Source organism: Streptomyces sp. NPDC127038 (assembly GCF_042725875.1).
In the GTDB taxonomy this organism is placed as follows: domain Bacteria; phylum Actinomycetota; class Actinomycetes; order Streptomycetales; family Streptomycetaceae; genus Streptomyces.
This window is the reverse complement of sequence record NZ_JBHXDQ010000033.1, coordinates 49,319-62,852: the sequence shown is the minus strand read 5'-3', so window position 1 is coordinate 62,852 and position 13,534 is coordinate 49,319. Positions and strand designations below refer to the sequence as shown.

The 13,534-nt window shown below is 70.5% G+C and carries 16 protein-coding genes; 8 read left to right on the top strand and 8 right to left on the bottom strand.

Features of this window, described 5'->3' with window-relative positions; translation table 11 throughout:
* Window positions 1-17: 17 nt before the first annotated feature.
* The 4 genes from ACFWI4_RS22760 to ACFWI4_RS22745 all read right to left on the bottom strand — a co-directional run bounded on the left by ACFWI4_RS22760 (window position 18) and on the right by ACFWI4_RS22745 (window position 2,543).
* Complete coding sequence (locus ACFWI4_RS22760; RefSeq protein ID WP_385397614.1) at window positions 18-455, bottom strand: SsgA family sporulation/cell division regulator; 438 nt, start codon at window positions 453-455, stop codon at window positions 18-20.
* 101 nt (window positions 456-556) lie between these two features.
* Window positions 557-1,333 carry an IclR family transcriptional regulator gene (locus ACFWI4_RS22755; RefSeq protein WP_387199079.1) on the bottom strand — a complete coding sequence of 259 codons (777 nt, stop codon included), beginning with the start codon at window positions 1,331-1,333 and terminating at the stop codon, window positions 557-559.
* Window positions 1,334-1,847: 514 nt separating this feature from the next.
* Window positions 1,848-2,060, bottom strand: a complete 213-nt coding sequence (locus ACFWI4_RS22750; protein WP_151471011.1) for a DUF5326 family protein — start codon at window positions 2,058-2,060, stop codon at window positions 1,848-1,850.
* Window positions 2,061-2,225: 165 nt separating this feature from the next.
* Complete coding sequence (locus ACFWI4_RS22745) at window positions 2,226-2,543, bottom strand: cupin domain-containing protein (protein WP_385397612.1); 318 nt, start codon at window positions 2,541-2,543, stop codon at window positions 2,226-2,228.
* A gap of 81 nt (window positions 2,544-2,624) precedes the next feature.
* Between ACFWI4_RS22745 and ACFWI4_RS22740 the strand changes: the two genes are divergently transcribed.
* The 6 genes from ACFWI4_RS22740 (at window position 2,625) to ACFWI4_RS22715 (ending at window position 7,494) form a co-directional block, all read left to right on the top strand.
* A complete protein-coding gene (locus tag ACFWI4_RS22740; protein WP_385397610.1) occupies window positions 2,625-3,002 on the top strand; it encodes a phage holin family protein in 378 nt (125 codons plus the stop codon).
* Between the two features lie 18 nt (window positions 3,003-3,020).
* Window positions 3,021-3,512, top strand: coding sequence for a low molecular weight protein-tyrosine-phosphatase (locus ACFWI4_RS22735; RefSeq protein WP_385397608.1), 492 nt, complete (start codon window positions 3,021-3,023; stop codon window positions 3,510-3,512).
* Window positions 3,509-4,708, top strand: a complete 1,200-nt coding sequence (locus ACFWI4_RS22730) for a cystathionine gamma-lyase (RefSeq protein ID WP_387199075.1) — start codon at window positions 3,509-3,511, stop codon at window positions 4,706-4,708. Before ACFWI4_RS22735 ends, ACFWI4_RS22730 begins: the two co-directional genes overlap by 4 nt.
* A 213-nt stretch (window positions 4,709-4,921) precedes the next feature.
* Complete coding sequence (locus ACFWI4_RS22725) at window positions 4,922-5,827, top strand: LysR family transcriptional regulator (RefSeq protein ID WP_387199073.1); 906 nt, start codon at window positions 4,922-4,924, stop codon at window positions 5,825-5,827.
* Between the two features lie 102 nt (window positions 5,828-5,929).
* Entirely contained in the window at window positions 5,930-6,412 is a 483-nt protein-coding gene (locus tag ACFWI4_RS22720) for an NUDIX domain-containing protein (protein ID WP_385397602.1), read from the top strand.
* A 215-nt stretch (window positions 6,413-6,627) separates the two neighbouring features.
* Window positions 6,628-7,494, top strand: a complete 867-nt coding sequence (locus ACFWI4_RS22715; protein WP_387199070.1) for a GNAT family N-acetyltransferase — start codon at window positions 6,628-6,630, stop codon at window positions 7,492-7,494.
* Window positions 7,495-7,548: 54 nt separating this feature from the next.
* On the opposite strand, the gene ACFWI4_RS22710 is transcribed toward ACFWI4_RS22715, so the two are convergent.
* The gene (locus ACFWI4_RS22710) at window positions 7,549-7,971 is read right to left on the bottom strand and encodes a heme-binding protein (protein ID WP_387199067.1); all 423 of its coding nucleotides are present in this window, start codon (window positions 7,969-7,971) and stop codon (window positions 7,549-7,551) included.
* A gap of 146 nt (window positions 7,972-8,117) precedes the next feature.
* A complete protein-coding gene (locus ACFWI4_RS22705) occupies window positions 8,118-9,326 on the bottom strand; it encodes an MFS transporter (RefSeq protein WP_387199064.1) in 1,209 nt (402 codons plus the stop codon).
* A gap of 139 nt (window positions 9,327-9,465) precedes the next feature.
* Here ACFWI4_RS22705 and ACFWI4_RS22700 point away from each other — a divergent pair, with 139 nt between their 5' ends.
* Together ACFWI4_RS22700 and ACFWI4_RS22695 are read left to right on the top strand one after the other, a co-directional pair.
* Window positions 9,466-9,954: a MarR family winged helix-turn-helix transcriptional regulator gene (locus tag ACFWI4_RS22700; RefSeq protein WP_387199061.1), complete on the top strand. Its 489-nt coding sequence runs from the start codon at window positions 9,466-9,468 to the stop codon at window positions 9,952-9,954.
* A gap of 9 nt (window positions 9,955-9,963) precedes the next feature.
* The gene (locus ACFWI4_RS22695) at window positions 9,964-10,416 is read left to right on the top strand and encodes a GNAT family N-acetyltransferase (protein WP_387199058.1); all 453 of its coding nucleotides are present in this window, start codon (window positions 9,964-9,966) and stop codon (window positions 10,414-10,416) included.
* A 101-nt stretch (window positions 10,417-10,517) separates the two neighbouring features.
* On the opposite strand, the gene ACFWI4_RS22690 is transcribed toward ACFWI4_RS22695, so the two are convergent.
* Both ACFWI4_RS22690 and dnaB read right to left on the bottom strand, forming a co-directional pair.
* Window positions 10,518-11,903, bottom strand: coding sequence for a serine hydrolase domain-containing protein (locus ACFWI4_RS22690; protein WP_387199055.1), 1,386 nt, complete (start codon window positions 11,901-11,903; stop codon window positions 10,518-10,520).
* Between the two features lie 72 nt (window positions 11,904-11,975).
* On the bottom strand, window positions 11,976-13,445 hold the full coding sequence (gene dnaB / locus ACFWI4_RS22685) for a replicative DNA helicase (protein WP_385397588.1): 1,470 nt from the start codon (window positions 13,443-13,445) through the stop codon (window positions 11,976-11,978).
* Between the last annotated feature and the right edge of the window lie 89 nt (window positions 13,446-13,534).

The following is a 13,534-nucleotide window of genomic DNA, read 5'->3' as shown; positions in this document are numbered from 1 at the left end:
CCGGGCCGGCCGCGGCGTCAGCCCGCGCTCTGCTCCTCGGTGAGGATGCGGTCGAGGACCGTGTCGAGCGAGGTGTCGAAGCCTTCGAGGGAGCGCTCCTGTCCGAGCGGCACGAGCCTGTCCGTGCGGTCGAGGAACGCGACGAGCGGCGCGGTCCCGGACCGGAACAGCGCGTGATCGGCGCCGACCTGAAGCCGGATCAGTACCTCGCCGAGCGCCTCCGGGTCGGCCGGAGCGATGTGCACATCACCGTCGCCACACGGCCTGCCCACTCCGTCGATCAGCAGCTCCCGGCCGAACACCCAGGTCACGGGCGCGTCTCCGGGCAAGTGGAAGGTCAACCGCACGGCGTACGGATCACAGGTCTCGTATCGCAGTTCGACGGGAATGCGGAAGGACAGCTCCTCGGACACGAGGAAGCTCATCATGACCTCTGCCTGCACCGACTCGCGCATCGCCTACCCCGTCGTTTGCCGTCCACCGGCCAGGATTCGTCCCACCCGACACTGCTGGAAATATTGCTCAACGTGCATGCCGGATTACAAGGAGTGAGTTTTCAGATACTGATAGAGAAGGCGAGTGTTCCTAGCAGCCGCCCGACCTCGCCGTGCAGCTTCCGGGCCGCCGACATCAGGCGGTCGCCCTGGTGGGACGGGAGGGAGAAGGCCACGGCCGCCGCCGAACCGCCCGCGGTCACCGGGATCGCGGCGCAGACCGTGCCCAGCGCGTACTCCTGCCGCTCGACCACCGGTTCCATCCGGCCCGTCCGTTCCAGGCGCCGCAGCAGCCGCTCCTCGTCACGCACCGTGTACGGCGTGAGCGCCCGCACCGGGTGGCGGTCGAGGTGGTCACGGCGTGAGCTGTCGTCGAGCTGGGCGAGCAGACACTGGCCGACCGCGTGGGCGTGCCCGGTCTCACGGAAGTCGGCCCACTCCGGGACCGCCGGGTTCGCCGTGCTGTCGACGACGCACATGACCTCGATCTCGCCCTCGCGGTAGACCGCGTAGTACATGGGCGCGCCGATCATGTCGCGCCACTGAGCGAGGGTGTCCCGTACGGTGCTGCGACGTTTCTGCCGGGCCCCGCTGCTGCTCAGTCTCTCGGCCGCCTCCCCGAGGAAGAACAGCCCGCTGTCGCGGCGCAGATAGCCCTCGTGGACCAGGGTGCGCAGCAGGTGGTAGGCGGTCGGCAGGGCCAGTCCCGCCTCGCGGGCGAGCTGTTTGGCGGGGGCTCCCTGCTCGCGCGAGGCGACGGCCTCCAGCAGGCGCATGGCGCGCTGGACCGAGCCGATCAGCGTGGTGGTGTGCGAGTCCAGGGGAGCGGCTGCGGGCACCGGGGCGGGGGTACGGGCGAGCCGTGGCGTCCCTTGGGGCACCGGGGGCGAACTCGGGGCCGGTGACGGCCTGGTGCGGCCGGAGAGCCCTTCCACGGGCGCGGTGCGCCGGGCGGGTCCCTCCGCCGTGGCGGACCGGGGCGGCGCCGGCTCCCTGGGCGGAGCGGACGGGCCGCGGGAGGGCGGCGGCTCCCCCGGCGAGGTGCGCGGCTGGACCGGTGGGACGCGTGCCGCCGCGGGCGTGCCCGGGCGCCGGAAGGGAGGAGCGACGGAGGGTGGGGGTGCGGTGTCGACCGTGGCCAAGGGACACTCCGAAGAGCGAGGAGGACCGCCCGTGCGGGGAATCACGGGAGGGGGCTGTGCGCTGCCCGCGGGGTCGGCCCCGCGTCGGGTTCCGGACTCTAACGGCCCGTCACCGCTCATACGCGGCCTCAGCGGAAAACTTCCCCCGGCCGAGGGAACCTTGGGTTCCCTTTCCCCTTTCGCCGTTACCTGCCGCTCACCCTCTCGCGCCTCACCAGTCGCTGCGCGAGGAGGAGCCCGACATGAACTTCCGCACGATGAAGATCAGTCCGCCGACCAGCGCGACGAAGACGAGCAGCTTGAAGAGCAGGCCGATGACGAACCCGACGACGGTCGCTATCAGACCGCCGAACACCACCAGGGCGATGACCGGCACCGCGACCCACTTCACCCACCACGGCATACCGCTGAAGATCTCCTGCATCGCCCTGTCCTTACCTCTCCTGGCCCGTGGTCCCGACGCCGGGACTCTGATTCCGGGTTCTCTGGTGTCTCGCATCCGATGCTAGGCGGACGAGGGGGCCGCGCGGAGGCCTCGCACCCCTTGTCCTCCCCTGACCGTCCCCCTAGGGAACCCTGAGACGCGTGGTCAGCTCTCGGGCGGAGAGAAGACCACCAGGACCCGCAGGTCCTCCGTGATGTGGTGGAACTTGTGGGCCACGCCCGCCGGTACGTAGACGACGCTGCCCCGGGCCACCTGGGTGGTCTCCAGACCGACCGTGATCGACGCCCGCCCGCTGACCACGAAGTACACCTCGTCCTGGGTGTGCGGCTTCTGCGGGTCGGGGGAACCCGCGTCGAGCGCGTACAGCCCGACCGACATGTTCCGTTCACGCAGAAACTGCAGGTACGCACCGTCGTTGGCGGCACGTTCCGCCTCAAGTTCGTCCAGCCGGAATGCCTTCATCGCCCTCGTCCGCTCTTGTGCACCTCAGGCTGTTTCCACAGCCTCTTCTGGCCAGTCGATCTCTCTGCCACGATCAGACACATGAAGAATTTCGTAGTCAAGACGCTCGCCAACGCGGGGGCCCTGGCCGTCGCCGTCTGGCTGCTCGACAAGATCACCCTGACGGGCGACAGCACGGGCAAGAAGATAGGCACGCTCCTCCTTGTCGCGCTGGTCTTCGGCCTGGTCAACTTCCTGGTCAAGCCGGTCGTGAAGGTACTGACCTTCCCGCTGTTCATTCTCACCCTCGGCCTGATCACCCTGGTGGTGAACGCCTTGATGCTGCTGCTCACCTCGTGGGTGGCCGACAAGCTCGACCTGAGCTTCCACGTGGACGGCTTCTGGACCGCCGTCCTGGGCGGCCTGATCATCTCCATCGTCTCCTGGGCGCTCAACGTCGTCCTGCCCGACGGCGACTGAAACGGCTGGAAGGGTCCCATGACCTACCGCGTCTGCTTCGTCTGCACCGGCAACATCTGCCGCTCGCCGATGGCCGAGTCCGTCTTCCGTGCCGAGGTGGCGCGGGCCGGACTCGGCGAACTCGTCGAGGTCGACAGCGCGGGCACGGACGGCTGGCACGAGGGCGACGGGGCCGACGAGCGCACCGTCGCCGTGCTGGAGGCCGCCGGCTACGAGAGCGACCACGCGGCCCGTCGGTTCCAGGCCTCGTGGTTCTCCCGTCTCGATCTCGTCATCGCCCTCGACACGGGGCACCTCAGGGCCCTGCGCCGCCTCGCGGACAGCGCCGAGGACGCCGGGAAGGTCCGGTTGCTGCGCTCGTACGACCCCGCCGCGGGCGACGACCTGGACGTCCCCGATCCGTACTACGGACACCTGGACGGCTTCGAGGAGTGTCTTGAGATGGTGGAGGCGGCGAGCCCCGGGCTGCTCGCCGCGGTACGCGAGCAAGTGGAGGGACGAGCGGCATGACGTCAGAGGATTTCGGGACGGCGAACGAGGGGACCGGCCCCGCGGACGAGCGCGCGGCCACGTGGGCGGCGGCGGTGCCGGGCGACGGCACCCGTGCGGTCCGGGCCGGGCTGCCCGAGCCCGTCAAGTACGAGCCGACCCTTCCCGGCCCGGTCTTCGCCGCGCACTTCCACCTGCCGGGTGAGCCCACCGGCCCCTACACCTACGGCCGCGACGAGAACCCGACGTGGACGCTCCTGGAGCGCGCCATCGGCGAGCTGGAGGCGCCGGGGCAGGAGTCCGTCGAGACGCTGTCCTTCCCTTCCGGCATGGCCGCCATCTCCGCGGTGCTCTTCTCCCAGCTCCGGGCCGGCGACGTCGTCGTGCTGCCCGACGACGGCTACCAGGTCCTGCCTCTGGTGCGCGAGCAGCTGACCGCGTTCGGCGTCGAGGTGCGCACCGCGCCCACCGCCGGCGAAGCCCAGCTGGAGGTGCTGGACGGCGCGAAGCTGCTGTGGATCGAGACCCCGTCCAACCCGGGTCTCGATGTCTGCGACCTGCGGCGCCTCGGGGCCGCCGCCCATGCGCAGGGCACGCTGGTCGCCGTGGACAACACGCTGGCCACCCCCCTCGGCCAGCGCCCGCTGGAGCTGGGCGCCGACTTCTCCGTGGCCAGCGGCACCAAGATGCTCACCGGCCACGGCGACATCCTCCTCGGCTACGTCACCGGCAGGGACGCGGCGCTGATGGCTCCGGTACGACGCTGGCGCAAGGTCGTCGGCGCCATCCCCGGCCCCATGGAGGCATGGCTCGCCCACCGCTCGCTCGCCACGCTCCAGCTGAGGGCCGACCGCCAGTGCGCCACCGCGAGGACGATCGCCGAGGTGCTGCGGGACCGGCCCGAGGTGACGGGGCTGCGCTACCCGGGACTTCCCGACGACCCCTCGTACAAGATCGCCTCGCAGCAGATGCGCCGCTTCGGCTGCGTCGTCTCCTTCACGCTGCCCTCGCGCGAACAGGCGGAGCGCTTCCTCGACTCGCTGCGCCTGGTGGACGACGCCACCAGCTTCGGCGGGGTGCGGTCCACGGCCGAGCGGCGCGGCCGGTGGGGCGGCGACGCCGTCCCGGCGGGCTTCATCCGCTTCTCCGCCGGCGCGGAGGATCCCGAGGACCTGGTGGCCGACATCCTGCGGGCCCTCGACGCCTCCGCCGCATAGCGTCCGCCACCGCGGGACCAGCACCCGGCTACGCACAACGAACGGTCCGAGCCTCCCCCCTCGTGGCTCGGACCGTCCCGGTTCTTTGCGCGAAGAACCGCGCGAACAAGGCTAGTTGACTCTGTGTCAGTGTCCAATCACGGTAGCGACAGCGACCTATCGACTTATTTATAGTTGAGGTTCGCGCGGGGGTGCTGAAAGGGGAGAGGCACCATGGACCTGGCCTTGCTGCGCACGTTCGTGACCGTGCACCGGGCCGGATCCTTCACTCGTGCCGCCGCCCTGCTCGGCCTGTCCCAGCCGGCCGTCACCTCACAGATCCGCACGCTGGAACGCCAGTTGGGGCGGCCCCTGTTCCTGCGCCAGGCGCGCGGCGTGACGCCCACGACCATGGGCGACGAACTGGCCCACAAGGCGGCGCCGCATCTCGACGCCCTCGTGGAGATCACCGAGACCGGACTCGACGAGGGCTCGTCCCTGCGCACCCTGCATCTCGCGGGACCGCCCGAGTTCACCACCGAACGTGCCCTGCCCGCTCTCATGGGGCTGACCGGCGACGACGGGCAGGGCTTCGCACTGCGCGCCTCCTTCGGCAACGCGGAGGAGACGATGGAGGGGCTCGCCGCCGGACATCACGATCTGGCCATGACGACGGCCCAGCCACGGGGCCCGCTGCTCACCGCGACTCCGCTCTGCGACGAGGAGCACGTCCTGGTCGCCGCTCCCCGCTGGGCCGCCGAGATCAGCCCGGGCAAGCTCCGCCGCAAGGGCGCCCACACCCTGGACAACCTCCCCGTCGTCGAGGTCCACGAGTCACTGCCGCTCGTCGCCCGCTACTGGGCCTCCGTCTTCGACCGCCGTCCCGCCGCCTCCGGCACGGTGATCGTCCCGGATCTCCGGGCGGTCCTCGCCTGCACCGCCGCGGGTGCGGGCCTCGCCGTCCTGCCCCGGTATCTCTGTTCCGACGCCATCGACCGCGGAGACCTCGTGGCGCTCCTCGATCCCACGGTGCCCCCGCTGCGTACGTACTTTCTGGTCGTACGGACCGGGACACTGGCGATGCCGCACATCGCCCGAGCCCACGAATGGCTGCTGCGGGCGGCTTCCGACTGGAGCTGAGACCGGCCCGGACACGGGAGCCGGGACATTCTTCGGGGGCATTCGCGCGGAATCGCGGTCACTCGATGTTTCACGTGGAACCAGCCGGGCCACATTTCTCCCATGACCGTCCGACCCGTGGTCAAGCGCACCGCACGTGCCGTCCTGCTCGACGGCGACGACCTGATCCTGATCAAGCGCACCAAGCCCGGTGTCGATCCCTACTGGCTCACACCGGGTGGCGGGGTCGAGCCGGAGGACACGACCGTCGTCGAGGCACTGCACCGCGAGGTGCACGAGGAGCTCGGCGCCAAGATCGTGGATGTGGTGCCCTGCTTCGTCGACACCGTCGAGCACATCGGTGACGACGGCGGCGCGACCGGGGTGAAGGTCCAGCACTTCTTCGTCTGCCGGCTGGAGTCCATGGACCCGTCCCTGCGCCACGGTCCCGAAATGGACGAGCCCATCGGCGAATACGAGATCGTCCGGGTCCCGTTCACCCGGGTCGGTATCGCCTCCGTGCATCTCGTGCCGCTGTCACTGCGGCACTATCTGGACGGAAACATCGAGGGTGTACGAGCCATGCACGCACCCGACTTGGGCTGATCCGGAGTCATCCCCGTGCGAGCCCGCCCCGGCGATCAGCCGGCGCGGGGCGCCTGTGGGCTCTCCCAGGCTGCGGTTTCACGTGAAACCGCAGCTCACTCGGCGGTGCAACCGCGGCTCGCTCGGCGGTGCCGGAACGAAACACCATCAAAAGCCGGTACGAGTGCCGGGAAAGCGGTGGACGGCAGGGGTTCGTCTCGGACAGCCTGATCGGTGTGCCGACTTCTTCCGCCGCCGCTCTGCCCGTCCGCCGTCTGACGCCTCGCGATCTCGCCGCCTGCGCCGACTTGTCCGAGGACCGGGGCTGGCCCCGTGAGGAACACAAGTGGGGCCTGCTGCTCGCCGCGGGAACCGGATACGGGATCGACGACCCCGCCGGCGGTCTCGTCGCCGCGTGCGTGGTGACCGAGTACGGATCGCCCGAGTGTCCCGAACTGGCGGCGATCGGGATGGTCCTCGTCGCCGAGCGGCACGCGCGCCAGGGTGTCGGCCGCCGTCTGATGCGGCACCTCCTCGAGGAGATGGGCAGCACACCGCTGACCCTGCACGCCACCGTGTACGGACTCCCGCTCTACGAGGAGCTGGGATTCAAGGTCACTGGCCGCGCGGAGATGGTCCGCGGAGTGTTCACCCCGGACGGCTCCGAGCCCGAGGTCTTCACCCGCCCGGCGACCGCGGGCGACCTGCCTCCCCTCCTCCGGCTGGACGCGGAGGTGTTCGGCGCCGATCGCACCCACATGATCACGAGGCTGCCCGCCTTCGCCGACCAGCTGCGCGTGGCCGAGGAGAACGGGCGGATCATCGGCTACGCGGCGGCCTGGCCCAACATGGCCACCCAGGTCGTGGGTCCCCTGGTCGCCCGGGACACCGAAACGGCGAAGGCGCTCGTCTCCTCCCTCGCCGCGCACACCGACCGTCCCCTGCGCACCGACGTCGACGTCCGGCACGAAGACCTGCTGAGCTGGCTGAAGGAACGCGGGCTGGAGCGGGTCGGCGGCAACGCGGTCATGACGCACAAGATCCCGGAACTCCCCGGCGACTGGACCCGCCGCTTCGCCCCACTGACGGTGGCCGCGGGCTAGGACCCGCCCGGTGGATCCGCACCGGCGCCGGACGGGTCCCGTGGCCCGCGGGCGTCAGACGAGCGACGCGACGGCGGCGAGGGCGAAGCCGTGGTCCTGGTCGGGCATACCGCCGCCGACCCCGATCGCGCCGATCAGCCGGCCGTCGCGGTGGACCGGAACACCGCCCGCGATGAACAGCAGAGGGCGGTCGAGCGCGGTGGGCAGCGTGTGGAAGAGACCGCCGGGCTGCACCGCGTCGACGAGATCCGCGGTGGCCGAGTCGAGCTGGAGCGCGGTGTAGGCCTTGCGCGTGCTGGTCTCTCCCGAGATCAGCACGGCCCGGTCGTCGCGGCGGAAGGCGAGCAGATGGCCGCCCGCGTCGAGGACGGTGACGCTGGTCCGGACACCGGCGGCTTCGGCGGCGCGCCGGGCCGTCGTGACGAGGAGCTCGGCGTCCTCGATGGTCAGGGGGGCGACGGCGGTGGTGGTGCTCATCAGGGACTTCTCCTTGTGGGGGTGTTCTGTGTCGGGTCGGGAACGTGCCGGCTCGGGCCCGCCGCGCGAACGGCCTTGCTCCCGCGGCGGGCCGGTCCGGTCAGAGGTGGACGGCGGTCCGGTTCAGGTGTGGACGCCGGTCCGGGTCAGTGGTGGACGGCGGTCCGGGGTTCGACGGGAACGCCTCCGGCGACCACGAGGCCGGTCCGGGTCGTACGGCGCTCCAGGGCGGCCGAGAGGACGGCCAGGACGAGCGCTCCGGCGGCGAGCGCCGCGCCCACCCAGTTGGGGGCGGTGTAGCCGAGGCCCGCCGCGATGACGACGCCACCGAGCCAGGCGGACAGGGCGTTGCCCAGGTTGAAGGCGCCGATGTTCACGGCCGAGGCCAGCGTGGGGGCGCCGTGCGCCTGGTCGAGAACGCGCTTCTGGAGGGGAGGCACGGTCGCGAAGCCCAGGGCGCCGATGAGGGCGATCGTGACGGCGGCCAGGACCTTGTTGTGCGCGGTGACGGTGAACAGGGCGAGGACGACGGCGAGGCCGCCCAGGGACACGTACAGCATCGGCATCAGCGCGCGGTCGGCGAACCGGCCGCCGATCAGGTTCCCGGCGACCATGCCGAGTCCGAAGAGGACCAGCAGCCAGGTGACGGACCCGTCGGCGAAGCCGGCGACGTGCGTCATCATCGGCGCGATGTACGTGACGGCCGCGAAGACACCGCCGAAGCCGAGCACGGTCATCGCCATCGCGAGCAGGACCTGGACGTTCTTGAAGGCGGCCACCTCGTGGCGCAGACGCACACCCTCGGGCTTCGGCATCTCGGGTACCAGCTTGGCGATGCCCAGCAGTCCGACGACACCGAGCGCGGCAACTCCGGTGAAGGTGACGCGCCAGCCCGCGGACTGGCCGATCAGCGTGCCCAGGGGGACGCCGACGACATTGGCGACCGTGAGCCCGCTGAACATCATCGCGATGGCGCCGGCCTTCTTCTCGGGTGCCACCAGTTCGGCGGCCGCCACGGACCCGATGCCGAAGAAGGCACCGTGGGCGAGGGAGGCGACGACCCGGCCCGCGAACATCAGCCAGAAGGCCGGAGCCACGGCGGAGATCAGATTGCCGAGGACGAAGAGCCCCATCAGCACCATCAGCATCCGCTTGCGGGACACCTTCGTGCCGAGCGCGGTCATGATCGGCGCGCCGATCACCACCCCGAGGGCGTAGCCGGTCACCAGGAGCCCGGCCGTGGGAATGGAGACCCCGAAGTCTCCGGCGACCTCGGGCAGGACGCCCATGATCACGAACTCGGTCGTTCCGATTCCGAAGGCCCCGATCGCGAGGGCCAAGAGCGCGAGAGGCATGGAGAAGACACCTTCCAGAAGATTGCACGAGCGCTTTGCCGTCGTTCACAATAGTTGCAGACGCGGGCTATATGCAACCGCGGGCTATTGCGCCGGTGCCCTATCCTGGTCTCAGCCGCTCCGGGACGGAGGAAACGCCATGACAGCCACGGACCCCGCGCTCACCGCCCTCGCCCAGGGATGGTGCGCACTCTCCCTGCTGCACGGGAGGATCGAGGCCCACATCGAGCGGGCCCTGCAGGCCGCGCACGGGCTCAGCGTGCGGGAGTACTCCCTGCTCGACGTGCTCAGCCGGCAGCACGACGGCGAGGGCGGCCATCTCCAGATGAAGCAGGTCGCGGACGCGGTCGTCCTCAGCCAGAGCGCCACCACCCGGCTGGTCACCCGTCTCGAGGACCGCGGACTGCTGGCCCGCTACCTCTGCCCGACCGACCGGCGCGGCATCTACACGAACGTCAGCGAGGCGGGGCTGAGGCTTCTCGCCGAGGCGAGGCCGACCAACGACACGGCCCTGCGCGAGGCGCTCGACGAAGCCGCCGCGAACCCCGATCTGGCACCGCTGGTCCAGGCCGTGAAATCAGCGAGCGCTCCCGCGCACCCGGTGCCCTCCGTGGGTGTGCCCTCGTAGGCTGCCTTCATGGCTGATCTTGAGATACGAGCCGCGGCCGCCGACGACGTGCCCGCCATCGTCGCGATGCTGGCCGACGACCCGCTGGGGGCCCGGCGCGAGTCGCCCGACGACCTGACCCCGTACCTGGACGCCCTGGACCGGTTGAGCCGCGACCCGAACCAGCACCTGGTCGTCGCCGTCCGCGACGGCCGGGTGGTGGGAACCCTGCAACTCACCGTGATTCCCGGGCTGTCCCGCAGAGGGGCCACACGCTCGGTCATCGAGGCCGTGCGCATCCACGCCGACGAGCGCGGCAGCGGCCTCGGAACGGAGCTCATCGAGTGGGCGGTCGCGGAATCCCGCCGCCAGGACTGCCGGCTCGTCCAGCTGACCTCCGACTCCTCACGCACCGACGCCCATCGCTTCTACGAGCGGCTCGGCTTCGAGGCCTCACACATCGGCTTCAAGCTCCCGCTCTGAGCCGTCCAGAGCCGTACGCCGGCGCCCGCCGCGCCGCGTCGTCCACACATGGCGAGGGGCCCTGTTTCACGTGAAACAGGGCCCCTCGCGTCAGACAGGCTCTAGCGGACTCCTCGCCAGCCGTCCGGGTCCACTCCACCGGGTACCGGAGCGCCCTCGTCGTACGGCTGCCGCGTGAACACGAACGAGCCGAGGTCCAGGTGGCTCAGGGAGCCGTCAGGCCGTCGTACGGGCCGCAGAAGCTCGCCGGCGTAGTAGCCGTCGAGCCCCGTCCATGTCCCGTCGCCGTTCGCCCGGAAGCGCGCGCCCCGGCCCACGCCCTGGAGCGGTCCCAGCACCAGCCCTCCGCCGGCCGGCAGCCGGAGGCCGAACGCCTGCGTCCCCCAGTACCACTGACCCGCCAACTCCAGTGCTTCCTGGTCCACTTCGGCCATCGGGTGCCAGGGCTCGGGAATCCGCGGCTCGGCCTCCGCGACGATCCGCACCAGATCCGCGGCCACGGTGAACACGGCCGGTCCCGACGTGCAGTTGGACAGCACGACCGCCGCCACATCGTCCTCCACATCGATCACCAGTCCGGCCAGGAAGCCCGGCAGGGAACCGGAGTGCCCGACGAGGGCGCGGCCGTCACGGTGCACGATCTGAAGGCCGAGCCCGTACGAGGATCCGGCCGCCGGCTCCGCGGTCTCGGGCGGTGCGGCGGGCGCACGCATCTCCCTGACGGACTCCGCGCTCAGCACCCGGTCGTCACCCCGGGCTAGGAAGGCGGCGAAGCGGGCCAAGTCCCCCGTGGTGGACCACAGTTGCCCGGCGGGAGTCATCCGTCCAAGATCCTCCGCGGGTTCCGGCATCATCGCGTCCGCCCACGGGTGGACGGCCCAGCCCCCCGCGTGCGGTGCCTGCGGGCGAGCGCTCGTGCGGTGCAGGCCCAGCGGTTCGAGGATCTCGCGGCGCAGCACTTCTTCCCAGGGTGCTCCGCGCAGCTCCTCGACCAGCGCTCCGAGCAACGTGTAGCCGGGGTTCGAGTAGTGGTGCCGACGTCCGACCGGATGCCGGAAGGGCTGCTCGCCGAGCACGTCGGCCAGTTCGGGACGCAGTGAACCGGGCGTGCGCTCCCACCAGGGCGCGGGCGACTCGGCGGCCAGTCCCGCGGTGTGGGCGAGGAGTTGGAGGATGGTGACCTCCCCCGCACCCGTGCCGGGCACATGCTTCTCCAGCGGATCACCGAGGTCCAGGACACCCTCGTCGCGCAACCGCAGCACCAGGACGGCGGTGAAGGTCTTGGTGATGGAGCCGATCCGGTACTGCACGTTCTCGTCCGGTCCATGACCGGCCACCGAGGTACGTGCCCCGTTCCACACCGCCTTGCCGCCCCGGACCACCGTCGCGACGAGGGACGGCGTCCGTCCCTCGCTCTGTGCCACGGCGATGCGGTGCAGCAGGGCCCGGCGCGTTCCGGGGAGCAGATCATCGCGGGATGTCGTCATGGCACCAGTCCACCCGCCCCGGCGCCGCACGTCGAGCCGATTGAACCGGGCCCGGCCCTACGGGCCCCCCGATCAGGTCTGTGCCATGTCCACGAAGCGGGAGTAATGGCCCTGGAAGGCCACCGTGATCGTCGCCGTCGGGCCGTTACGGTGCTTGCCGACGATGATGTCGGCCTCGCCGGCGCGGGGGGACTCCTTCTCGTACGCGTCCTCGCGGTGGAGCAGGATGACCATGTCCGCGTCCTGCTCGATCGAGCCGGACTCACGCAGGTCGGAGACCATGGGCTTCTTGTCCGTCCGCTGCTCGGGACCACGGTTCAGCTGCGACAGAGCGATCACCGGCAGTTCGAGTTCCTTGGCCAGCAGCTTCAGGTTTCGCGACATGTCGGAGACCTCCTGCTGGCGGCTCTCGGAGCGCTTGCCGCCGGACTGCATCAGCTGGAGGTAGTCGATGACCACGAGCTTGAGGTCGGCCCGCTGCTTGAGGCGGCGGCACTTGGCGCGGATCTCCATCATCGACAGGTTCGGGGAGTCGTCGATGTAGAGGGGGGCCGCGGACACGTCCGGCATACGGCGGGCGAGCCGGGTCCAGTCCTCGTCCGTCATGGTGCCGGACCGCATGTGGTGCAGCGCCACCCTGGCCTCGGCGGACAGCAGTCGCATCGCGATCTCGTTGCGGCCCATTTCGAGCGAGAAGATCACGCTGGGCATGTTGTGCTTGATGGAACAGGCGCGGGCGAAGTCCAGGGCCAGCGTCGACTTACCCATGGCAGGACGGGCCGCGATGATGATCATCTGGCCGGGGTGCAGACCGTTGGTGAGCGAGTCGAGGTCGGTGAAGCCGGTCGGTACGCCGGTCATCTCCCCCGAACGCGATCCGATCGCCTCGATCTCGTCGAGCGCGCCCTCCATGATGTCGCCGAGCGGCAGATAGTCCTCGGTGGTGCGCTGCTCGGTGACCGCGTAGATCTCGGCCTGGGCGCTGTTGACGATCTCGTCGACGTCGCCGTCGGCCGCGTATCCCATCTGGGTGATCCGGGTACCGGCCTCGACCAGGCGGCGCAGGACCGCGCGCTCGTGCACGATCTCCGCGTAGTACTCGGCGTTCGCCGCGGTCGGGACCGTCTGGACCAGGGTGTGCAGATAGGGCGCGCCGCCGACCTTGGTGATCTCGCCGCGCTTGGTGAGCTCGGCCGCGACCGTGATCGGGTCGGCCGGCTCTCCCTTCGCGTACAGGTCGAGGATCGCGCCGTAGATGGTCTCGTGCGCGGGCCGGTAGAAGTCGTGGCCCTTGAGCACCTCGACGACATCCGCGATGGCGTCCTTCGACAGGAGCATGCCACCGAGGACGGACTGCTCGGCGTCGAGGTCCTGCGGCGGCACCCGCTCGAACGACGAACCGCCGCTCTCCCAGGAACCGTTGTCCCGGTCGTGCTGCTCGTCGCGGCCTCGGCCTCCGTTCCCGCGCCGTCGGGACGGGGGCAGACGATCACTGGGGCCGCTGTCCGCCCAGGGGTCGTCCAAGGGCTCGGAAAGAGTCACCGAGCCACCTCCTCCCGTCCGCCGGAGCGGACCTAGCAGTGCCTTCATTTCTACGGCACGGCACTGACAAGTGAGCGGCCCGACTCCGC